We start from the raw sequence: 22,199 nt of genomic DNA, 5'->3' as shown, positions 1-22,199 counted from the left end.
GCGCAAAGCTTAGTATGCACACGGGACGTTGTCCAGTATGACACTCCTGCCGGTTGACACAGACGTTCTTGAGGACGTCTGCCGAGACATCGCTCACGATAACTACGGCTTTCTCTACGTCTCCGAGCACAAAAACGACATTCGAACCGGCTATCAAGGCGCTGATACCGGGACGCTCAACGCACGATCGCTGTCCGCGAGCGACATGCGAAAGGCCCTCGCCGAGATGGCAGTAGACGAGTTTCTCGACCTCGAAAACTACGAGATGGCGTCTTCTACGTCGACCCCTTCGGGGTGAAAGGCAACATGAACATCACCCGCGAACTGACGAACCTATTTGGTCAGCGACTGGTCGTGACGGGCGAGACGCTGCGCTCGCGATTCTCGCTGGCGATCGACGACATCGACTTCTTCGTCGACGAACTCGCCGACCGGAACTACGTCCGGCGGATCACGGCAGGGAAGCGCGACTACTACACGATCGGACCAGCGCTCAAAGAGCATGCCGACGACGTGGGGCTGGACGCTCGGCTGGAGGCCGAGGCGTCGAACGGAAAGATCGCCCACAGCGACCTCGAGAGCGTAATCGACGTCGCAGCGACGTCGGACGTGATCCGGTATCTGGACCGCGAGGGATACATCGTCGACCTCGACGGGGAGTATCTGGTCGAGGAGTCGATCGACGAGTACGGGCGCTATCTGGCCGACCGAGTCGCGGATACCGTCGAGGAGGAGTTCGCAGACTCGAGTCACGTCCTGCGGAGCGAGGAGTTCGATCAGGTCGTCGAAAACGCGATCGATAACCGGTTTGACGTGCTCTCGTCGGCCAGAAGCGTCCGAACAGAGATCCTCGAGTCAGTCGAGACTGCGCTCCTCGATCGGCTCGGTCTCGAGCAGGGGCCGGAGATGGTCGTCGCGGCCGAGCCGTTCGACGCCGTCGTTGACAATCAGGCCCGGCGCATCCTCGAGAACGTCCGCGCTGAGTACGACGTCTTCGCCTCCCCGTCGGAGTTCCTCGACCGGGCTGAAGACGATTTCGACGCGGTCCACGTCGCGAGCGACGAACGGGTCAACGAGTACGTCCGGAACGCGGTCGAGGAACGATACGAGGCGATCGTCAATGAGAAAGAATTCTGACACGATTGGCGGAATACTGTATCGCCGAGAGCCGATCGGTGATCGCTGACGACGACCGCTATCCTGATGCCGTAGTAGGGAGCCGATGGACTGAAATAGATCGGATACATCAAATCTGGATAACGATTGTTCATGGCGCGCAAGTATTCATTCGAAACGAAATCTATTAACGGTCAACAGTTCGTCGTGGCGCAGTCCCGGGGCCCGGAGTCCGAACCGATCCGCGTTCGGGCCGACTGGGTCGACAGCGACGATTTCGAGGGAAAGTGGGAGAAACTGATCGAGCAGGTGGTCCAGCCCGAGACGATCGACGAGATCGATATCGCCGACGGCCACGGAGGTATCTCCCGGCGCGAGGCCGTCGAGGCACTGGCCGGCGCGACGGCCGACGGGGAGACGCTCGTCTCGAGCGAACAGCAGGCCGACGTCCTCGTCGAGTATCTCGCCGAAGAGGACATCGTGGGGCTCGAAGGTGACGAACTGATCCTGTTTCGCGACCCCGACGAGGAGTCCCTCGGTGGGCCGGCGCTGATGAACTGGGCCGCGCTCATGGGCGCAGTGATCGAGAGCATCGACGAACACCTGGCGCGCGTCGAAGACGCGAAGGAGCGCTTTCAGGAGACAGTCGACAACTTAGAGACCGAGACCACCGACTCGAACGAGCGACTCTCGAAGACGGCACAGCGACTCCAGAACCTGGGTCCCGGGCAGGGGATTCCGGACCCCGAGACGCTCAGCGACGAGGAACGAGCGCAGTACAAGCAGCTCAAGAGTCACTATCTCTACCTGCGAAACATCGAGAAGGCTAAGGAAGAGAATCTCTTCGAGAACGTCAGTCTCGGACTCGACCAGATGGGGATGGCGATCGAGCGCCTCGAGGCCGCCCGAGAGGCCTACGAAATGTTCCGCAACGAGACCCGGACCGCCGCGGCCAAGAACACTGTCTTCCCTGAAAAGGCGCTCAATTTCGTCGACAACGCTGGAACTCTAATCAACGATCTCGCTGGCGTCGACCAACCCGAGGAAGAAGACGTCGACAGTGACGATCTCGAGTCGATGATCGAGGAGGACCTCGGCGGGACGGTCCAGGAGGAGGCGAGCGAACTCGCGAGCGTCGCAGATACCGCCGGGCAGGCGGCCGGCGAGGAGAACCTTCAGATCTAATATGTACGCCTCGTCGTTCATCCTGACGCTCGGTCGGATCGACGCGACGCTCGATCGAGCGCTCGACCTTGAGACGTTCGCCCGGATCGGGCGCGCGGTCCGGATCGCCGACGACGCGATCGCCGCCATCGAGGACGTCGGCGAGTTAGCGTCGGTCGCGCTGTCACAGGTCACCCTCTCGGGACTCGAGCGGACTCCCGGCGACGACGCGATCACGGAGATCGTCTGGGCCAGGTTCGACGGCGGGTTCGACGCGGACCTCGCGACGGACACGGTCGACCGCGCTCGCGACGCGGGACGGATCGACGAGATCGCCGACGATGTGCTCGTACCGGTCGGCGAGTCGATGCCCGACGTGCGAAACTGGTGGGTGCTCGCCGGCGTCCTGACCGATCGTCTGGAGGCGCTCGTCGACGGGTTTAGTCGCGTTCATGAGCGGGCGGCCATCGACGCACCAGACCGGATCGAGACGGTCTTCTGGACGGTCGCGGAACGGCTAGCGGCACTCGCCGACGCGATCGCCGACGCGCTCGTTATCGGCCAGTTTACTCGTCGGTCGGTCCGCCAGGGTTCGTTCCAGTTACTCGAGGGAGCCGGACGGCTCGCGACTGCGGTCGCAGGGGGAGAAATGCTTAACCTCAAGCCGGTCGCGCTGTCGGGACAGCCGACATCCCACGTCAAGATCGGGGCCTCGAAGGTCGGAGGATCGACGGATCTCGTCGAAGTCAAACACGCGAATCGGCGCGCCTACTTCTACGTCAAGCCGGTCGACGATCGACTCGTGGACGATATCGGCACCGACATCCGGTTGCACGAGAACGTCGAGGAACTGTTCGGCGGCTTCGATCGCGGTCGCGACTGTCTCGCCGATCCCGACGTCAATCCGGCCGCGATCCCCGACTGCGAGTCGGTCTCGATCCACACCGCGATGGACGACGAAAGTCTCGACACATTCCTGCGCGAGACGAACTATCTGCTGCATCCGATCGAAGAGGTCGTCATGCGAGGTGACGACACTGAACTGTTCGAACCGGTCGATCTGGAACCCTCGGGATACAGTACGGTTCGGGTGACGGCCGATACCGATATCGAGTTCGTCGACACCGGCGAGTACCGAGAGTTAAAAGCGACGGCGGACGCTCGGCCCGGGGAACCGATCGGTGTGGAGCCGGAGCGGGGCGACCAGCAGCCCGCGGACGACGAAGCCATCGAGGTGTCGATCGAGCCCAAACAGCCAACGGTGAGTTTCGAGGAGGACGTCGCCGGACTCCCGGAGGTCAAGCGGACCGCGGAGAACCTGCTCGCGCTGTTTGATCCCGACGTTCGCGACGAAGTTATCGACCGCTACGGCGACGAGTTCGCCTCCCGGGGCAACAGCATGCTGCTGTACGGCCCGCCCGGCTGCGGGAAGACCCTCATCTCGGAAGCGATCGCCTACGAGGCGAAGTTCAACTCGAGTATCGAGGACAGCTACGGCGAGGTCAAGTTCCTCGAGATCAAGGGGAGCGACGTGCTGTCGAAGTACTCCGGCGAGTCGGAGAAGCGCGTCGAAGCGATCTTCGAGAAGGCCCACGGGATCGCTCAGGACGGCTTCGCCGTGCTGTTCTTCGACGAGGTTGACACCCTGATCCCGGATCGGGGCGACGACTCCCTGCAGCGCCACGAGCGATCGCTGACAAACGCCTTCCTGCAGGAGATGAACGAGATTGAGGACAATCTGCTCGTGATCGGGGCGACGAACATGCCGTTTACGATCGATCCGGCGGCGACCCGTCGGTTCCCGATCCAGCAGTTCATCCCCCAACCCGACGAGGAAGTCATGGCCGAAGTCTGGCAGAAACACCTCTCGGCGATGACCGGAACCGCGGCGATCGAGTACGAGCGTATCGGCGCGGAATCGCGGGGGTACACACCGGCCGAAATTGCCGATCGCGTCCTCGGCAGCGAACTCCAGCGGGAACTCGTCGAGAGCGTCCACCTCCCCGACCGGGAGCCGATCGAACCGGACACCGACTACTTCCTCGAGCGACTCGATGAGACCGAACCGAAGACGATCCGGCAGTACGTCGCGAGCGTGCGGACCCAGATCGACGACCTCGAGGGGTATCCCGAACTCAAGCGCTACGTCGAGGAGCAGACCGAGCGGCTCGGGATGCGACTCGGCACGGAGTCGCCGTCGCTCGAGGGGTTGCTCGGTGACGAAACGGGTTTGGATTCGGCGGAAACGAATGAGACGGAAACGGACTCGGCGGAAACGGATCCGAACGCCGACTCGAGCGGAGGTGCGGACGATGAGTGACGGCTATCGGCAGGTCGGCTCCTTCGAGAGCGACCGCGTCGACGCCGTCGGCGTCGGCGACGGTGCGATCGCCGTCGGGGTCGACGACCGCATCATCGTGGTAGCGGGTGGCGACCGAGTCGAAATCGATCACGGCGAACGGGTCGTCGACATCGCACTGGCCGATGACGTCATCGTCCTCTCGGCGAATGCGCTGACGGTCTACTCGCCGGGCGGCGACCGGATCCGACAGCAACCCGCTGCGGACGCCCACGCGGTCGCCACCATCGCCGAGGCGGCGCTCGTTGGCGTGCTCGGCCCGGACCGGCTCCGAGCCGTCGATATCGCGACCGGACGCGAGCGGTTCGACGTCGAGCGCACACGGCCGGGCGGACCGGCCGACGACGGCCTGCTCGGGACGCCGACCGGCTTCGTCCTCTCGACGTGGTCGTTCCTGACCCGGATCGATCCCGACGGCGAGGTCGGTTTCGACAGGAACCTCGAGGCCGTCGTGCGAAACCTGGGACGGTGTGACGACTCGATCGTCGCCGCGTTACAGAACGATCGGCTCGTCGCCGCCGACCTCGAGACCGGAAGGTCGCGCTGGCAAACGGAACTCGCGGTGGAACACGTCGCCCCGGTCGGCGGCTCGTCGGTGCTGGTGACCACGGCCGACGGCATCCGCGCGGTCGATCCCGAGGGGACGACAGCGTCGGTCACGGGGCTCTCGAGCGGCGACGGCTACGCGACGGCCGACGGCTCGCTCGTCTGTGCGATCCGGGACGGGACCGTCTCGATCTACGCGCATAGCCGTGAGCAACTCCGTCTTGCCGTCGCGACCGATTCCGTCGGCGTCGGGGGACGATCGACATCGAGGTGACAAACGCGACCGATCGAGAGCGCCGCGTTTCGCTGGCCGCCAGCGTCGACGGGGCGACGCTCTCACCGAGCGAGCGAACCACGGCGGTCAAGGCCAGTGAGACGGTGCTCGTCGATTTCCCGGTCGAGTCGGTCCGATCCGAAGGGGAACGGACGGTCGAACTCTCCGTTGACGGGGCGACCGTCGAGGAGGCGATGATCGACCTTGATGACGCCGCGAGTGGCGGAATCGCTGTCGAGACCGATCTGGAAGCGGCGACGATCGATCACGGCGTTGCCACCCTCGCGGTTACGGTCGAGAACGTCGGCGGCGTGGCGCTCGAGGACGTTCGGCTCCTCGAGACGGATTCCGGGACGGACGCCCTCGAGCCCGGCGAAGAGTGGACGGAGACGGTCACGCGGCCGTACGAACCCGATCGCCGGGTCTCAGTCGGGCTCGAGGTCGCCCGCGGCGCCCGTCGTCGGGAGTACGCGCCGACGTGTACGCTGCCGCCGGCGCCGACGATCGACGTCGAACCCGACGGCGACGCGGTTCGAGCGACCATCGAGACCGACGGCTCGGCGACCGTCGCCGATCGGCTCGTGATCGAACTCCCGGGTGCGGGTCGCGTCCGGACCGACGTGACGCTCGAGCGCGACGAGTTCCTTCTCGTCGTCCCGCAGTTCGACGACGGAACAGCCCGGATCGGGTTCGAATCGATCGACGTCGACGAGCGAGTCCGACTTTCCGGTTCGGGACCGGGGACGCACTCTCGATCGTCGGGAATCGGAGACACACGGTCGTCCGGAGCCAGTCGTGACGACTCGGCCCGAACGGATCCCGACCGAACTGAGCCGGACCGAGTCCACGACGACAGCGAGTCGATCGGGACCGACTCGCTCGAGCCGACGAACGCGGACCGGTCCGTTCGATCCGAAACGAACGCCGAGTCACCCGCGTCCGCGGCTGATTCGGGCGCCGCTGACGATGACAGCGGGCCGTCGACCGACGAGTCGATAGCCGCAGCCGACCGGTCGGCTACTGGCACTCCCGTCAGCGACGACCGGTCTACTGCCGAGTCCACGGTCGACGATTTCGGATCCGCCACCGAACCGCCAGGCAGCGAATTTGAGACTGCCACCGAACCGCCAGTCGGTGATACCGACATTGCTGACGATCACCCGAGTTCCGACAGGAGTACCCGCGAACCCGCGGCCGGCGACGGGAGCGCCGCCGAACCACGCATCGCCGCGACGCGGCGAATCGCCGACGAAACGGCCCCGATCGGTCACGCGGTTCGCGATCGGATCGACCTCGAGAACGAGGGACAGTCGGCGGTGGCCGTCTCCGTCGACGTCGGCGAGTCAACCGTCGACGTTGGCCGGCTCGAGGCCGGGGAGCGAACGACTCTCGAGCGCACCGTGGCGGTCCTCTCGGGCGGCGAAACGACCCTGTCACCGGTAGCGGTCACGGCCGACGGAGCGGTCCGTGCGGACTGTTCCGGCCGCACGATCGCTGTCAGCGGCGACGGTGTCGCCGTTCGAGCGACCGTCGATCCGAATGACGGGTCCGTCGTCGCCGAACTCGAGAACTGCGACGATCGGCCGTATCGGATCCGCGGACTCGAGGCCGCCGGACACACGGTGGCGCTCGATGCACGGCTCGCCCCCGGCGAGTCGGCGACCGCGACCGGCAGCCCCGACCGCTGGACCGACCCGAATGCGGACGCGCTCGAGGGATCACTGGTGGTCGCGGACGAGGACGGGAGCGAACGCCGGGTCAATATCGTCGCGACCGTCTCGTCAGTCGCGGCTGACTCGAACGACGGCGACGACCCGTTCGAGATCGCGATCGGTCCGGAAACACAGGTCGCCGGCGAGTACGGGACCGTCGTACTCGTCTTCGAGAACGGGGGCGACCGGCCGGTGTCGGATGTCGCGGTGTCAGCCAGCGGTGAACCGATCAACGAGCTATTCTATTCCGAGGCGCGCCGCGAACGCCTCGCGGTCGGCGACCGGATCGAGCACTTCGTCGACATCGAACCCGACGTGACGGACCCGTCGTTCGACGCGACGGTGGCGTACACACTCGAGGACGCCGCCCGCGAATACACGGTCCGCACGGCCGGACCGTCGGCCGAGGACGAGACCGCCTGGACCGAGCAGCACCGCGAGCGCTGGTCGGTCGAACGAGTCGAGGACGCGTCCACTGATCCGAACGTGCTGTCGTCGCTGTCGACGCCGTTCCGGCTCGAGTGAAAAGTAGTTTTTTCTGACCCCTATCTACCTGTTCCGTCTCGTGGGGAGAGAACCGCCCTTGGAACCGACTCACACGAGGAAGTCACCGCTGACCGACTCACGCGCGTCCCGGAGATACCAGTACATCCCGCGTGCGGTCCGGAGGACGATACCGATGACGAGCATCGCGTACACGGCGATCGCGCCGAACAGCGACCACTGCGTCACCTGGAGCGCGCTCGTCCGTTCCTCGTGCTTCGTCGCGACCGCTTCGGCGCGGCCCGTTTCACCGGCCTCCTCGAACGTCGCGGTCGCGTTCTCGTAGGCGGCGTTCATGAAATCGACGCGTTCGGTGTACGTGTCGTACTCCGCCGGGTTCAGGAGTAGCGGCTGGCCGGCGACCGTGACGAACTGCTCGGACTCCATCGCCGTCCACGTCTCCTCAGCGCGCTGGCGGGCCCGTTCCCCGTCCGAGACGGCCTCGGCGTAGTTCTCGAACGCCGAGCTCGCGTTCGACTCGAGCGCTGCCGCCCGCTCGTCGTCGCCCTGAAGCGAGACGATCCGAGCGAGCTGTCGCTGAACCGTCGCTTCCGCCACGAGCGAGATAGAACCGGACTCGAGGCGCTCCTCGTAGTGCGCTTGCTGGTCGCTGATCACGGCTGCCAGGTCGCTCTCGGCAGCGGACGTTACTTCCGAACTGTCGTCCCGGAAGGCCTCGCCCTCGAGTTCGTCCCCGTAGAGAGTCATCGTGTTGTAGGCGGCCGCGGCCTGAACGATTTCCGTCTGGGCCGCCTCGTACTCGCCGGCCGATTGGTGCTCGCGTGCGGCCGTCATCGACTCGAGATATAGCGACGAGGCGCTGCCGTAGGACAGGATGACCGTGACGTCCTCGCTGGAAACGTCATTGCTTCGCATCCGTTCGTCCATCGTGTCGATCATCGCGACGGTTTGGTCGGCGACCGTTCCGTCGTACGCGGAGACGTCCCGTCGAATCGGATCGAGATCGAGCGGCACCGGTGACGCGACGACGGTCACGGTCTGTTCCTCGACGCCGTCACCGGTGACGGTGTACGTCCACTCGTAGCTGGTTCCCAGCTCCGCGTCGGTGTCGAAGGCCGTCTGGAAGACGACTGCCTGCGAGCTGCCAGCTGCGAGTTCCGACGGAGCCTCTTCGATCGTCAGCCAGCTCTCCGGTCCCTCTTCGCGCGTTATCTCGAGGGAATTGACGTCGTTGTAGCCAAGCGCCTCGCCGACGGTCGTCGACCGTCGTTCGGGCTCGCCGATCGGCACATCACCGATGTCGATCCGACTGGAGATATCTAGTCGCGTGCCGTGTTCGATTTCGACGGTCCCGTCGTAGCTCGCGTCACTGATACTGTAGTCCGCAGCGCTGATGGACCCCGAGACGTCGTACTCCCCTTCGCTGAGTCCGGTGTTCGCCGTTACCGCCAATTCGATCGTCTCGGTCGACTGGCCGTCAATCGTATCGAGTTGGTCCGCGACCGACACGTCGAGTCCACGGGTCGAGGCGGACGCCGTCACTCGATCGACTTCGAGTTTGAGGTCGCCGGCGTTCTCGACCTCGAGGTCGACCGTCTTCGTGATCGTCGACGTCGAGCTCCGCGGCTCGTCGAACGTCAGGTCGTCCTCGAGGGAGACCGCACCGAACTCGGCGGGGTGGATGACACGGCTCTCGACCTCGACGGTTCGAGCCGCCTCGTCGTTCCCGTTCGGGACGAGTTCGACCTCCCACGAGAGCGTCTCATGCTGCTCGACGCCGCTGTCGACGTAGACGTTCCAGTTCATCGCCGTACCGCTCGCGCTGACTCCGAGATCCGCGTCCGGATCGGTACTGACGACGGTTGCATCGACCCTACTGAGGGTTTCCTCGCCGGTGAGTTCCTCGATGCTCGCGTCTCCGGATGCGCTCTCGCCGACGAGCACGTCGCCGACGTCAAGCGGTTCGTCCTCGAAGCCGGCGATCGCGAGGCGTTCGACTCTGAAGCTGTCCTCGCTCCCACCGGCGCTCACGGTGACTGTCCCACCGCCTGCGTCGTCGTCTCCGTCGATTTCGAGGGTGATCGTTTCCGTCGTTCCGGCGGGAACGGTCCGTTGATCCGGATCGACGCTGATTCCAGACAGCGACGAAACGTCGACGGAGACGGACTCGTTTCTGTCGTTAGTGATCTCGACCGAACGCGTCTCCGTCTCGGTACCCAGATTGACCGTCCCGCCACTGGCGTCGACCGTGACGCCACTCTGTGCGACCGCCCCCGGCACGACAGCCACCGTTAGACCGACGGCGAGGACGACCGCGAGGAGCAGCGCTCGCTTAGACATCGCTCTCACCCACCGTCACGACCGAGCCGACTCGAGCGGCCTCGTACGTGCGTCGCCAGGCGAAGAGTCGCCCGACGAGCAGTGTCCCGACCAGCCCGACGACGACGCCGTAGCCGATCAGAACCGCGCTCGAGGCGATCGCGAGCGTCGTCCGCGTTTCGGCAACCTCGTCGCCCATCGCGGCCAGTTCCTCCTCGCGCTCGGCGAGCCCGTGATCGGCCGCGTGGCCCTGCACGTCTCGAACCCGGCTATGAGTCGTCTGTGCGTCTTGATACGCTGCGAACGTCTCGAGGCCGTTCGCGCTGACGGCGGCCTGAACGTCCGTGCAGTCGGGACAGTCCTCGATGAAGGTGGCAGTGGCGTTCCGTGCGGTATCGATGGTCGCGCGATCGCGTTCGTACTCGGCGTTCAGCTGTTCCGCCTGCACCCTGAACTGGGTGGCCTCCTCCGGCATGTCCGCCCGCTCGTAGGTCGTTGCGGTCATCTCGAGACGCTCGATCCGAACGGGTGTCCGATTCGTCGCGTCGACCTCCTCGTAGAGACCGTCGCCGAGTCGCTCGTAGAACCGCGTCAGTGCGAGGGTGGCGAGCGTCGCCTGCGTCTGGTCGTACCCCTCGAGCTCGTCGATGTGGGCGCTCACGTTTTCGGCGGCCGAGAGACTCGCTTCGTACTCGCCCGCGTCGGCGCGAGCGTAGGCGTGATCGAACGACTGCAGGGTCCCGAGGACCGCCTCGAACTCCGCGCGCTCGGCGGCGGAGAGCTCGCCCGTTACCTGCGTCTGGGACACGGCGAACGTCCGGACGGTCTCCAGCTCGTCGTACTCCTCGTAGGCTTCGACTCCCTCCATCGCGCGGAACGTTTCGAAGTAGTCGTTTGCGGTCTCCTCCTGTGCGGCGACGGTCCCGCCGAAGAGCGGTACCGTCCCGATCGTCGCGACGACGAGTATCGCCGTCAGTAGTACCGCTCGTCGAGTAGCGTGTGTGCGCATGTTAGAACACCGTCCGTGAGAGTCTATCGCACAGGGCGTCGTGCTCGAACACGTCCGCGACCGCCTCAAGCAACAGCAGGGAGACGTAGATGGTGACGATCGCCTCCGGACCGCGACCGGCGTCGCTGCCGAGGTCCCAGGCGTGTCGTAACATCTCCTCTGCCGGAGCCGCCTCCGAGACCGACTTCCGCTCGGTTTCGACCTGCCCGGTGACGGTCTCGTACCGGTCCTTGAGTTCGTTTCGCTGCGTTATCGCATCGGACTCGAGCCACTCGAGGACCGTCTCGAGGTCGCAGTCTCCGTCCCAGTCGACGCCGGGATCGGGCATGTCCGCACAGGCGGCGAAGAGGTCGACGTTTCGCTTGGTCGTCATCGCGTCGTTGATCGCGTCGATCGCCTTCGCGGCGGCGGCAAGCAGCGCGTCCGCGACGGCGTCGGGCGTCGCCTCGCTGTGCGCGAAGTGGTGGCCGTCCTCCGGCAGGGACTCGACCGTCTCGAGTATTGCGACGACGACCGAGCCGTAGTACTGCGGGATGGTCGTGTCCCGTCCGCTATGGTCGGACAGCGTTCGGACCTTCCGCCGGAGGCGGTCGATCCGATCCCGTTGGGACGACGACAGCGACCACGTGAAGTGGGCGTCGACGCCGACCTTCGTCGACCGGTCTTCGCGGACAGTCAGGACTGGCTTCCCGCCGTCGAACAATTCGCCACGACCGTCCGGTGGATCGATCTCGGCGCGGTACTGGCCGATCAGGAGGCCCTCGCGAGTGGCCACTGCATCACGGTCGGTCGTCATGTGAATGGTTCCGTACCGATCCTGTAACGCCTTCTCTCGCGAACTGAGTCGAATCGGCATCGACGGTGTCTGAACGCCGTCGACGCGAGAGACCAGCCGCGCGCGTCCGGTTCGGGGCGCGAGTTCGATCGTCCGGTCCCCGTTCTGGGAGAAATTAATCGTTTCCGTTCGAGTTGCGTACTTCTCGTGTGTGATCTCTATCTCGATGCTCGAGCCCGGAGTCCCCGGCTCGAGCGTCGCAGTACCGTTCACGCCCGTCGTTTCAGTGGTATCGCTGTCCGTGCGCGTGATTGCTGCGCCAGGGATCGGCTCGCTGTCAGTGCCGTCGGTAACCGTCACCGTCGTCGGGAACACTATGGTGAGTGTGACGCTCGTCTTTCGCCGACTAACTTTGACGACGTCTGATTCATGCGATTTATGTTTAGCGGCGAGGTTCCACGTTCCACGTTCCGGAACGGTGAGCCGCCCCACGCCGCCCGAGATCGCCGTCTCGTTTGCCTCGGCATCGGGATTGTCCACTCGTCTGTATCCGATTTTCGTTCGGCCGGTCAGTGGCTGATTCCCGTCAGTGACGGTCACGTCGACTGTGAACCCGGCGCTCCGATCGACGCCGATCGGGTAGCTGAGTCGGTAGTAGAGTACCGGTGCCAGCACCGCTCCGAGGAGGACACCGGATCCGGCGAAACCATGGGGCCACAACGCCACCTCGAGGAACGAGATATCGATACCCGCGCCAAAGAATGACGGTGCTATCGATGGCGGCTCTCCAGGGAGGAGGAAAACAAGTCCGATTGCGGTCGCCGATGCGAGTCCGGTAGCAATGATCGCGCTGATGCCGAGTCGTTTCTTCGTCCGTTCATTACGAGACCAATACGAACCGTATCCAACGACGAGTCCTAGGAGACCTGGTATCAGAAGCGGTGCGCCAACTATACCTACGTCGAGTAGCGTTGAAATCATTCCCTTAGGATTGTCTCTGTCCGATCCGGATTCGGCGGCATTGAGCGTCACTCGAGCAATCCCCGCGTCGGTCGCCAACACGAGTTTATCTGTCGCGGTCACTGTTGCGTTCGAGAGCGCGAGCCGTCTGTTCTCGATCATCGTCCCGTCTCCGAGTGCGTACTGCGTTACCCCACCTACACTCGAATTGACGATAACGCTGGAGACACCGAGGCCGTCGACACTCTGGTCGAACGATACCGCCGCACCGTCGTCCATGACCGTCGCGGAGAGCGGGGCCGGTCGCTCGAGCGTGAGTTCTTCGTTCTCGAGTACCGTGGTACCCTCATCGGCCATCGATACGGAGGCCGTCACCGCGGCTGCCCCCGAAAGGGGCGACAGGTCGATCTCGCCGGCGCGAACGGGATCGACGCTGCTGTTCACGTACTGCCTCTCCCGATCGTCTTCGGCGGATATTCCGTACGCGGTCCCGGGCTCGAGCAGCGGGTACCAGAGCACCGGCCGGTCGGCCACGTCGCGCAGTTGCGGCTGAAGGGTTCGTTCGGTCGGTCGATCGTCGACGATGGACGCCTCGAGGGCGATTTCGTCGGTGGAACCGACCGTCTCTACGAGCGCGGACTGGTCGATCGCGAGCTGCGTTCCGTTCGCCCGCACGTCGGCAGAGAGATCATCGCCGTTGGCGGAGATCGTGATCGAATCGCTTTCCGTGAGCCCGACCGTGTCGCGTTGATCGAGCGGGAGTATGACCTGCGACCCGTCGCCGCCGCTGAGCCAGACCGGCACGTCATCCGCATCGGCGAACGCGATCGTGCGGAGATCGAGGGTCTCCGATTCGGACGCGTCGCCGGCCGTTACCGTCACGTTCGCATCGCTCAACGAGACGTGATTGATCTCCGAAACCAGTTCGGTGATCGCCACCTCGGCCTGCCCGTCGCTACTGTTCCCGATTGTCGACGCGCTCTCGTTCGCTGCGGCGACCTCGATCGTTACCTCGTCCGGTCGTTCGTCGAACCCTGAGAGGGAGATCTCGAGGAAATCGTTAGTGCGCTCGATGCTGATTTCGCCGCTGTTATCCTGCGTCGTCGCTGCCGATGCGGCCGTCACCGGTGCGATCAGTGCGCCGGCGACTGTGACCGCGAGGACGAGTGGGAGGAGTACGCCGCTCGCGGTCGAGCGATCGTCGGGGATGGATGCCAGTGCCGTCATGGTCACTCCGCGTTCCGTTCGACGTACGACTCGAGGTTATCGACGATTCGGTCGAGCTGGGCGGTCGTGAGGTCGGTACCGCCGCCGCGGGACTGCCCGGCGAGGCTGTCGCCGAGCATTTCGAAGTCGTCCCACGAGTGGTCGAGCAGCGGGTTCAGATCGAAGCCGCCGAGCAACAGGAGCACGTCAACGTCGCTGCCGCGCCCGCGTTTCGGCGTGAGACTCGCCTGTCCGGCGACGTTGATGCCGTTCTTGCCGGTCCACTCGCGGAACGCTTCGTAAACCTCCGGCTCGGTGATCTCCCCGTCGTCGATCATGCGTTCGGGCGCGCGAACGATCGCGTAGGCGGCCGTCGTCGTCTCCACGTCCATCGGCACGAACGTTCCCTCCGCCGCTTGATCGAGCATATACTCGAGTTCGTAGACGGAGCCGTTGAGGTCAGTCGCGACGGCGGGCGTGAAGTGGTAGGCGTCCATCTGGGAGGGAATCGTCACGTAGTCCTTGATATCGATGACGCTGCGGGTCTCCCGGCCGGCTCCGATCATCAGGTCGACCGCGGTGATGATCGCGTCGTTGATCGAGTCGTACTGATCGCCGGCCCCTGTTTCGTCGTCGTCGAGGTGGGAGTTCGAGGCGAGCAACACCATGTCGGCGTTCTGCTCGTCGTCGTCCGTCCGGAGCAGTCGTGAGAGACCACAGACCGCGTTGAAGTGGCGCTGGGGCTGCTCGTAGTAGTAGGGCCAGACGCCGAAGGCGGCGTGGATCACGCTGTCCATCCACTCTTCGGCGGCGTTGTCGTCGTTCAAATCGCTGAGTCCGTCCTTGAACTGATCGACGACGTAGGGGATCGACCCGTTGCCGGTGCCGCCGCCCAGCGTCGCGACGTGCATGAACGCGTCAGTCGTTCCGAACTCGGTGATTCGGTTGACGATCCGATCGAGATCCTCGCGCGCGCAGGTCTCGCCGTTCGGGAAGAAGTTCCCGGCCCCCTGCTGGGAGCCGAACTCGAGGGCGTGGGATTCGATCACGTCTTCGTCTTCCGTGGCTCCCAGTTTCGCTTTGAGCCGGTCGATCGTGTTCCGCAGGTCCGCTCTGTTCGTGTTCATCACCAGAATCCGGTCGTCGATGCCCGGATTCTCGGTGCGGTCGAAGAACTGCGATGCGATTCGCCCGCCACCCTCTCCCGAGGCGATGACGCTCCATCTCGTAAACGTGTCCGTTTGTGCCATGTGTTACTTCATCTCGATCGCGTCGTCGGTTGTCGTCACGTTGTGCTCCTCGCTCAGCTCTGCGACGGCGTCCCGAAGGACCGACCGCGGGACCGGTGCCGTCAGGAAGTTCCGCTCGAGGTCGTCGAAGGGAAGTCGCTCGCCCGGCTCGAGGTTGTACCTGACCACGTTGGTCAACTCCCGCTCGAGCTGGTCGTGCTCGAAGACGACGATATCGCCGTCGGCGGTCTCCGTCGCATCGTAGCCGTCCGTCTCGGCCCAGACGGCGAGCAGACAGGGCGCGTGTGCCGATCGCACCGGCAGCTCCATCGCCGTCGATACGTGGCCCTCGTCCTCGTACAGCTCCTCGAGGCGCGGGCGGAGCTCCGACAGGTGCTCGCTCATGTCCGCGTCGGTGACGGTACAGACCCGCTCGCGGAGGCTCTGTTCGGTGAACTCGATTTCGACGCTCGTCTCCCCGTCGATCCGGACCTCCCGATCGATCGGTGCGAACGCGTCGTCGCCGGGATCGGCCTCGAGCGTGTGGTTATCGGCCGACACGTCCTCGAACGTCGCTGTTCCGGCGACTCGCGTCTCCACGGTCGCCGTCTCGTCGTCGCCCGAGCCCGACAGCGACAGCGTCGCCGTCCGCTTCGATCCGCCGCGCTCGTAGGTGACATCGACGGTGAGGTCGTGGCTCTCGACGTCGCCGCGTCGGAGCACCGGCACGTCCGGCTCGAGTTCGACCGACTCGTTGCGCCGGTAGTAGAGCCCGAGGAACTCCGCGGCGTCACGTACCGGCAGATCGTCGTTCGTGACCTCGCCCGACGTCTCGAGTTCGGCCTCGATGATCTCGGCGACGTCGTCGTAGGCCTCCACGACGGCGGCTTTGGTACTCGCAGTGTCGACGGCATCGGCCAGCGAGCCGGCGACCTCACGCCACCGCTCGGTGAACCGCTCGAAGTCGTCGATCCTCTCGAGTTCGTCGACGAACGTCTCGCCGGCGATCGCCGGCTCCGTGTAGTAGCCGGGCGGAAGCTCCTCCGTTCGAAGCGGTTCGACCTCGTCCGTGAGATCGCGCTCCATTCCGGCGACCATGTCGACGCAGGTCCGCCGAAGGTCCGCACGACGGTGGCTCACCTCCGAGAGATCCAGCGCGGAGTCCATGCCGGTGACGGCCGACTCGACGTCTGCGACCGCGTCGAGGTACGCGGCGTCAACGTGTGCGGCCACGCCGGCGTCTTCGACGGCGTTGACCAGCGACAATACCGATTCTCGCTCCGCGTCGAACGAGCCGGAGAACTGATCGCGGAGGCGGTCCCGCGCCTCGAGTACCGACTCGACGGCGGCTCCGAACTCGTTTCGGCCGACGGCGTCCGCGGCCGCCTCGAGGTCTCGATCGATCGCCTCGCTGTCTTCGGGTCGCTGATCGCCACGCCCCATCTCGCGGACGGTTTCGATCGCCGTTTCGATCGTCTCCGTTGCGGTCGCCCTCGCGGCGTCGACCGTATCGCGACACGCCGGGACGGCCGCGTCTTCATCCGGTCCGGTGATCACCGCATCTCGAGTAACCAGATCGACATCCTCGAGTCGGTCGAGAGCGTCCTCGATGTGGGACAGTTCAGTGGTCGCGAACTCCCGGAACGCTGTTCCGATATCCTCGTTGAGGCGCTCAACTTCGGCCGAAATCGACTCGAACGCCTGTACCTCGGCGTTTCCGACCTTTTTGGTGAGGTCGAACGCGCCCGTCTCAAGGTCGAACGCGACGCCCTGTGCCCGGAAATCGCCCGCGATCGACTCGAGTTGCGCGTCCGCGGTGAACTCCCAGTCCGGGTAGGCCTCCCGGAGGTCGTTTCGTTCCCGGACCGTCTCCTGAAAGTCCTGTGCGACCGCCCGCGCCTGCTGCTTCACGTACTGTTGTTCGCTCGTCCCGCTGCGGGACACGACGCCGCGGACGTACAGCGCGATCCCACTGACGATAAGCAGCGGGATCCCGCCGATAACGAACCAGACCGCGATATTGGAACTGGTCGTAACGAACACCCCGGCACCGATCGCGGCCGCCAGGACGACGACGGCACCGATTCCCAGCGCGCTCTTCGCGTTCGCGTTCATCGGACCACCTCGAGGAGGGACGGCTCGACGACGACCGCGAGGAGGGCGGCGCCGGCGGTCGCCAGAACGAGCCCGACGAGTATCGGCACGAGCGCCGTCTTTCGGTCGTAGGAGACGTTCCGGCTCAGCTTCATCGTCTCCTCGACGCGCCGTGCTGCGACGAGCGGGACTGCAACGCCCGCGACCCCGCCGACCATCAGGCCGGCGGCGAGCGATCCCAGCGTCAGCAGCCGAACCGTCGACTGTGCCTCGGTTCGCTCCGTCTCGACGATCCCGCGGTATCGCTCGAGGGTCGATGCCGTCGCGTCGCGTTGCTCGCTCGCGTTCGTTTGAACCGCCGCGAGCGCGCCGACCGCTCCGCTCGCGTTCCCAGCTTCCGCTCGATTGAGGAGGGAGTCAGTGAGTGCTTTCTCTCGTTCGGTCATGGTCCCGTACGCGTCGTTGAGTTCATTCAAATCGTTCTCGGCTGCTGCGATATCCGCCTCGCCGTTCTCGAGGGCCGTCGTCGTCTCGTCGAGTTCCGCCGTCGCGTTCGCCAGCGCCTCCTGTGCAGCGAGGTAGTCGTCGACTCGCGAGTCGTCGATCCGCTCGAGCGCGCTCCCATCAGTGCCGGTGGTCGCTACCGTGATCGATAGCCCCGTAGCTTCGTCTTCGTTGAGAGTGACATGGTCAGCGAAGTTGACAGCTCCCGATCCATCACCGGTGAGTCTGACGGTATAGACACCCTCTTCGCCCGCATCCGCGGACTCCCGGATGTCAAATTCGTCGACAGTTCCATCCAACCACGCGTTCGTGTGTGCCGCCCCGTCGTCACAGTAGACGAGTTCGAACGTCGATCCCTCGGTCAGCGTGGCGCTGTCCTCGAGTTCCTCACCGTTTGCGACACCAACGACAACTTGGCCGGTGGCGGGACAGTTCTTGTCGGGCGCGCCGGCGGCCGATCCGGCACCGACCGCGAGCGTAACGCTTAGAATCACCGTGAGAAACAAGAGCTGCCGTCCCGCCTTCATTGCAACCGCCCTCCGATTTCCCGGTTCTTGTACCAGTAGGTGATACCGCTCGCGACCGCGGCGCCGAACCCGATTCCGAGCAGCGCTCCGCCGGCCGCGATCAGCATCGTCTGATCCGCGAGTGCCATCGCGTTAGCCGCTGCCTCGGTCTCGTCGATGGTCGTTTTCACTGCGGACCCGTCGGCCGCGACCGTCGCCGTGAGCACGACGAGTACGGCGACGACTGCGAGGAGGCACACCGCGCTCCGTTGTCGCCGTCTCATGCGAGCAACTCCTCCGTCTCCTCCTCGTAAGCCTCGGCGGCCGCTTCGATGTCCGCGAGCCGGTCGAGGTCGTCGCGACGGTAGGTCAGCAGCGTCGTCACCGACGCGAGGTTCCGGTCGCTCATCGCGACTCCGAGATTCACCTCGCTCAGCTTGCTGCTCCGCTCGAGGTACTCCTTGACCGTCCCGATCTCGATGCTGTGGCTCCCGGTACCGAGGTTCGATTTCGGCGCCCTGATCAGTGAAATCGCCTTCTGAGAATCGCCGATGTCGGCCTTCGCGAGCGACTGCTTGGCAGCCGACAGCCGCGACAGCGCGGCGCTGTCGATATCACGCTTGCCGACGAACGGCAACAGATACCCCGGCAGCGATCGCGTCATCGTCACCGAGCGGCCGATCGCGGCGTAACCCGGTTCCGTCTCCTCGCCGGCGACGCCGAAGGAGAGCGATGTGACGATGTCCCGAACGTCGATGTCGGGCGTATCGATACCCTCGACCGCACTGGGATTGATCCCGCTCAACACCGGTCCGGCGACCAGATCGTAGATCGACGCGGCGACGTACTCGTTGTACTCCCCGAACTCTCCGCCCGCCGAGTCGAGATAGGAGATTCGCTGGTTGTCGATCAGGATGATCCCGTCGACCTCGTCCTCGAGGCGATCGAGACCATAGCGCGCGTTCCAGGCCTGTCGGCCGGCGCTAACGTCGTCGCCGTCGTCGGCCCCACCGACCGCGTCGGCGCTCTGTGTGTTCGGCAACACCGCCACCGCGACCACCTTTGTCCGCCCGTCGGTGAACGCTTTGATCTCGCGAGCGAGATGCGGGCCGATTCCGCAGCCGGTTCCGCCGCCGAGTCCGAGAAACAGGAACGCGAACTGGACGCCCGATCCCGTCGGCTCGACCGCCGGTTCCGAGAGCGTCTCGGCCGGCGCGTCGTCCTCATCGCCCTCGTCGAGCGGCGTATCCTCGTCGTCCGGCATATCGTTCTCGCCGTCCTCGTCGAGCGGCGCGTCCTCGTCAACCGAGTCGTCGTCGAACGCCGTCTCGTTTGCAAACGCCGCCTCGTTCGCGAACGACGGGTCGAATTTCTCGCCGAGGATCGTCTGAATCTGTGGCGCGTGCTCTGCCATCACCTCGTCGGCGTCGACCGGGTTCCGGCCGAACCCGCCAGTTACCATCTCCTCGAACCCGGGTTCGGTCCCCTGGACGAGGCCGTGTTGCTCCGCGATTCCGTACTGGTCTTCGGCTGGAACGTTCGAGAGGTTCTGGAGGTCCCGCATCGTCGAATTGAACACCAGCGGCCGGCCGAGCGTCGAAATGTCGGCCGAGTCGAACATCCCCAGCAGTGAATCGTCGGTGTAATCGAATATCGCATCGACGATCGCTCCCCCTGCTTGTCCAGCCCCAACGAACAGGTACGTCATACAATTATCAAAATATCGTACTGTTCGACTCCAAATGTAGTTATCGGATCGGACATGTCTTGTCAATCAAACCACTCGAGCAACGTATCTTAAAACTGATGGCCCTGCAATCGCGTGTTTCTGTTAGTGTTATCCGATAGAATCTACGTTCAAGCAACCGAATATAACTCGTGTCATTCTCTGCTAGATGACGCTAGAGTAACAGAAGATATAGTAGCCACTGAAAGTCAAGGCACACCCGATCGCACAGCTGTCGTGCGACCGATGTGTGAATATCGAACCGAGTTGGGAGCGTCCTACCCGCGGAGCCGCCGGAGCATGACGCTGTACTCGTTTCGCTCGTAGAGCGCTTCGACGTGGCCGAGCACCTCGTCGGCCGCCGAGCAGAGGCCGGCCGCACGCATCGGGCTGTCGCCGTCGACGCGTTGAGCCTCCGCCCGGAGGTCGTCGGCCAGCGAGAGGAAGTGCCGCGGAATGGTGTGGTTGTGATCGGCTCGGACGTCGATGTACTCGCGCTCGATCGCGTCGATCCGATCATCGAGATCGGCGACCGACCGCTCGAGGTCGGCCTCGCCGTCGCCGCCCAGCGATCTGGACAGCCGCGGCAACAGCGTCCGATCGTAGAATGTCGACTCCTGGTAGATCGCGTACAGCTGCACGTCCGTGACGCCATCGCGCTCGAGCATCGCCTCGAGTTCCCGCACGCGGTCGGCGAGGTGTCGGTAGACGTCGCCATCCTTCCGCCCAAGTTCGTCGTCGAGGGCGTCGAGTCGTCGCCGAACGTCGCGCTCGCCGATGTCGGCGACGGTGGCCCGCAGGTCCGCGTAGGAATCGAGGGAATCGACCGTCGATCGCAACACCGCTTCGACGCCGTCGGACTCCGGCTTCTCCAGCGTCTCGAGCAGTTCTCGGGATTGGGACGACTCCGGTTGCATGGAGCGCTCGAGTTCGCCGGCGACTGCCGGGATGATCGGTTCGGTCGAGTCGCCGCCAAGATCGCCGTCCTCGATCGCTTCGGCCACCGCGACCGTCCGGTCGGTGACGTCCCCGCTTCGGAGCTTTACGCGCGTATTCCGTCTCGCGGCCTGACAGACCGCGTCGGCGGCCTCTCGGAGCTGTTCGCGTTCGCGTTCACACGCCTCAAGGTCCTCGCTGACTGCGATCGTCCGATCGAGGATCGGTTCGATCTCGGCGGGCAGGCGGCCGCGCTCGCCGGTGATCGTCCGGCGCGCGGACTCCAGCTGCCGGCGTTCGGTGGGATCGTCGACCCTCTCGACGGCGTCGGTCACCGTGGCAGCCGTCTCGAGCGTATCGACCGCCGCTTCGAGGGCGTCCTCGAGCCGCCGCTCGTCGGTCTCCTCGGCCGACAGCGTCTGACACAGCTCCGTCGCAGCGCTCGAGTCCGGCCGGCAGCGCTTGGCGACCGACTCCGCGATCGAGGCGATCGGATGCGTCGGTGTGTCGCGTTCGGGCGCAGGCTCGGTGTCGGTCTCGGCCGCCGTCTCGTCGGTCCCGTCGCTCGTCGACGGCGTGAACGGATCGTCGGCCCCGCATTCCGGACAGAAACTCACGCCCGCGTCGACGCGGGAGCCGCACTCGAGACAGCGGTCCTTGGGACTGTCGGCGGCCTCGGTCGACTCGGCTGCCGCTCGGTCGCCGGATTGAGAGCTGTTCTGACCGCCGTCGGCCCCTTGTTGTGCCTGCCGCACCGGGGCCGAACCGCCGCGGTGCTGGGCCGGACCGGGACCGGGCTGAGCGGCCGCCCCGTGACCGCGGCCCGGTTGCATGGATTGCTGATGCCGTTCGCGGAGCGTCCGGGCGAGCTTTTCGTAGTCGCCGACGCCTTTGATGGGAAACGTCTCACCGGCGGCGTCCGTGATAGAGACCGTTCCTTTTCCGACCAGTCCTTCGAGGATACCGGATCCGGTCGAGATTCCGTTGATGTTGCTCAGCCGCGTCTCACCGGTCGACGTACTCAGTAAGCCGGTTTTCTTTTTGACCCGCTGGTTCGTGACGATATAGCGGCTCCGCCTTCGGGCGAGGTACACGTTGAGGAAGAGCAACATTCCGATCCCCATAATGACGGTCCTCCCACCGCCACCGACGCTGAGACCGGCCATGAGGAACAGTATCGATCCGAACAGTCGCCACTTCCAGTTGATCCAGGACGGGTGAACGTTTTGAGGACGACTTCCCCGTCGAGTGGGTTGATGC

The 22,199-nt window shown here is 64.9% G+C and carries 15 protein-coding genes; 6 read left to right on the top strand and 9 right to left on the bottom strand.

Going from position 1 to position 22,199, the window contains the following annotated elements:
- The first annotated feature begins 37 nt into the window (after positions 1 to 37).
- The 6 genes from K6I40_RS28215 (at position 38) to K6I40_RS07200 (ending at position 7,696) form a co-directional block, all read left to right on the top strand.
- Positions 38 to 298 (top strand): hypothetical protein, encoded by a 261-nt coding sequence (locus tag K6I40_RS28215; RefSeq protein ID WP_255681520.1) that lies wholly within the window; start codon positions 38 to 40, stop codon positions 296 to 298.
- Between the two features lie 8 nt (positions 299 to 306).
- Complete coding sequence (locus K6I40_RS07220) at positions 307 to 1,137, top strand: hypothetical protein (RefSeq protein ID WP_255681518.1); 831 nt, start codon at positions 307 to 309, stop codon at positions 1,135 to 1,137.
- 186 nt (positions 1,138 to 1,323) lie between these two features.
- A complete protein-coding gene (locus K6I40_RS07215; RefSeq protein ID WP_222914008.1) occupies positions 1,324 to 2,301 on the top strand; it encodes a hypothetical protein in 978 nt (325 codons plus the stop codon).
- A gap of 1 nt (position 2,302) precedes the next feature.
- Positions 2,303 to 4,600, top strand: coding sequence for an ATP-binding protein (locus tag K6I40_RS07210; RefSeq protein WP_255681516.1), 2,298 nt, complete (start codon positions 2,303 to 2,305; stop codon positions 4,598 to 4,600).
- Positions 4,593 to 5,459, top strand: a complete 867-nt coding sequence (locus K6I40_RS07205; protein ID WP_222914006.1) for a hypothetical protein — start codon at positions 4,593 to 4,595, stop codon at positions 5,457 to 5,459. The genes K6I40_RS07210 and K6I40_RS07205 overlap by 8 nt, the downstream gene beginning before the upstream one ends.
- Positions 5,456 to 7,696 (top strand): hypothetical protein, encoded by a 2,241-nt coding sequence (locus K6I40_RS07200; protein ID WP_222914004.1) that lies wholly within the window; start codon positions 5,456 to 5,458, stop codon positions 7,694 to 7,696. Before K6I40_RS07205 ends, K6I40_RS07200 begins: the two co-directional genes overlap by 4 nt.
- 69 nt (positions 7,697 to 7,765) lie before the next feature.
- Here K6I40_RS07200 and K6I40_RS07195 read toward each other — a convergent pair whose 3' ends face one another.
- From K6I40_RS07195 to K6I40_RS07155, 9 genes are all read right to left on the bottom strand, one after another.
- Entirely contained in the window at positions 7,766 to 10,015 is a 2,250-nt protein-coding gene (locus K6I40_RS07195; RefSeq protein WP_222914002.1) for a hypothetical protein, read from the bottom strand.
- A complete protein-coding gene (locus K6I40_RS07190; RefSeq protein ID WP_222914000.1) occupies positions 10,008 to 11,003 on the bottom strand; it encodes a hypothetical protein in 996 nt (331 codons plus the stop codon). Before K6I40_RS07190 ends, K6I40_RS07195 begins: the two co-directional genes overlap by 8 nt.
- Position 11,004: 1 nt before the next feature.
- Positions 11,005 to 13,965: a hypothetical protein gene (locus tag K6I40_RS07185; RefSeq protein WP_222913998.1), complete on the bottom strand. Its 2,961-nt coding sequence runs from the start codon at positions 13,963 to 13,965 to the stop codon at positions 11,005 to 11,007.
- Positions 13,966 to 13,967: 2 nt separating this feature from the next.
- Positions 13,968 to 15,194 (bottom strand): hypothetical protein, encoded by a 1,227-nt coding sequence (locus K6I40_RS07180; protein ID WP_222913996.1) that lies wholly within the window; start codon positions 15,192 to 15,194, stop codon positions 13,968 to 13,970.
- Between the two features lie 3 nt (positions 15,195 to 15,197).
- The gene (locus K6I40_RS07175) at positions 15,198 to 17,288 is read right to left on the bottom strand and encodes a hypothetical protein (RefSeq protein ID WP_222913994.1); all 2,091 of its coding nucleotides are present in this window, start codon (positions 17,286 to 17,288) and stop codon (positions 15,198 to 15,200) included.
- Positions 17,285 to 18,298: a hypothetical protein gene (locus K6I40_RS07170; protein ID WP_222913992.1), complete on the bottom strand. Its 1,014-nt coding sequence runs from the start codon at positions 18,296 to 18,298 to the stop codon at positions 17,285 to 17,287. Before K6I40_RS07170 ends, K6I40_RS07175 begins: the two co-directional genes overlap by 4 nt.
- Positions 18,295 to 18,561 carry a hypothetical protein gene (locus K6I40_RS07165; protein ID WP_222913990.1) on the bottom strand — a complete coding sequence of 89 codons (267 nt, stop codon included), beginning with the start codon at positions 18,559 to 18,561 and terminating at the stop codon, positions 18,295 to 18,297. The genes K6I40_RS07170 and K6I40_RS07165 overlap by 4 nt, the downstream gene beginning before the upstream one ends.
- Positions 18,558 to 19,985 (bottom strand): cell division protein FtsZ, encoded by a 1,428-nt coding sequence (locus tag K6I40_RS07160; protein ID WP_222913988.1) that lies wholly within the window; start codon positions 19,983 to 19,985, stop codon positions 18,558 to 18,560. The genes K6I40_RS07165 and K6I40_RS07160 overlap by 4 nt, the downstream gene beginning before the upstream one ends.
- Before the next feature lie 296 nt (positions 19,986 to 20,281).
- Positions 20,282 to 22,105, bottom strand: a complete 1,824-nt coding sequence (locus K6I40_RS07155; protein WP_222913985.1) for a PH domain-containing protein — start codon at positions 22,103 to 22,105, stop codon at positions 20,282 to 20,284.
- Positions 22,106 to 22,199: the final 94 nt, after the last annotated feature.

Origin of the sequence: Natrinema sp. SYSU A 869 (assembly GCF_019879105.1) — an archaeon.
Taxonomy (GTDB): Archaea; Halobacteriota; Halobacteria; order Halobacteriales; family Natrialbaceae; genus Natrinema.
The sequence above is the reverse complement of the archived record's forward strand: the minus strand, read 5'-3'. Positions and strand labels throughout refer to the sequence as shown.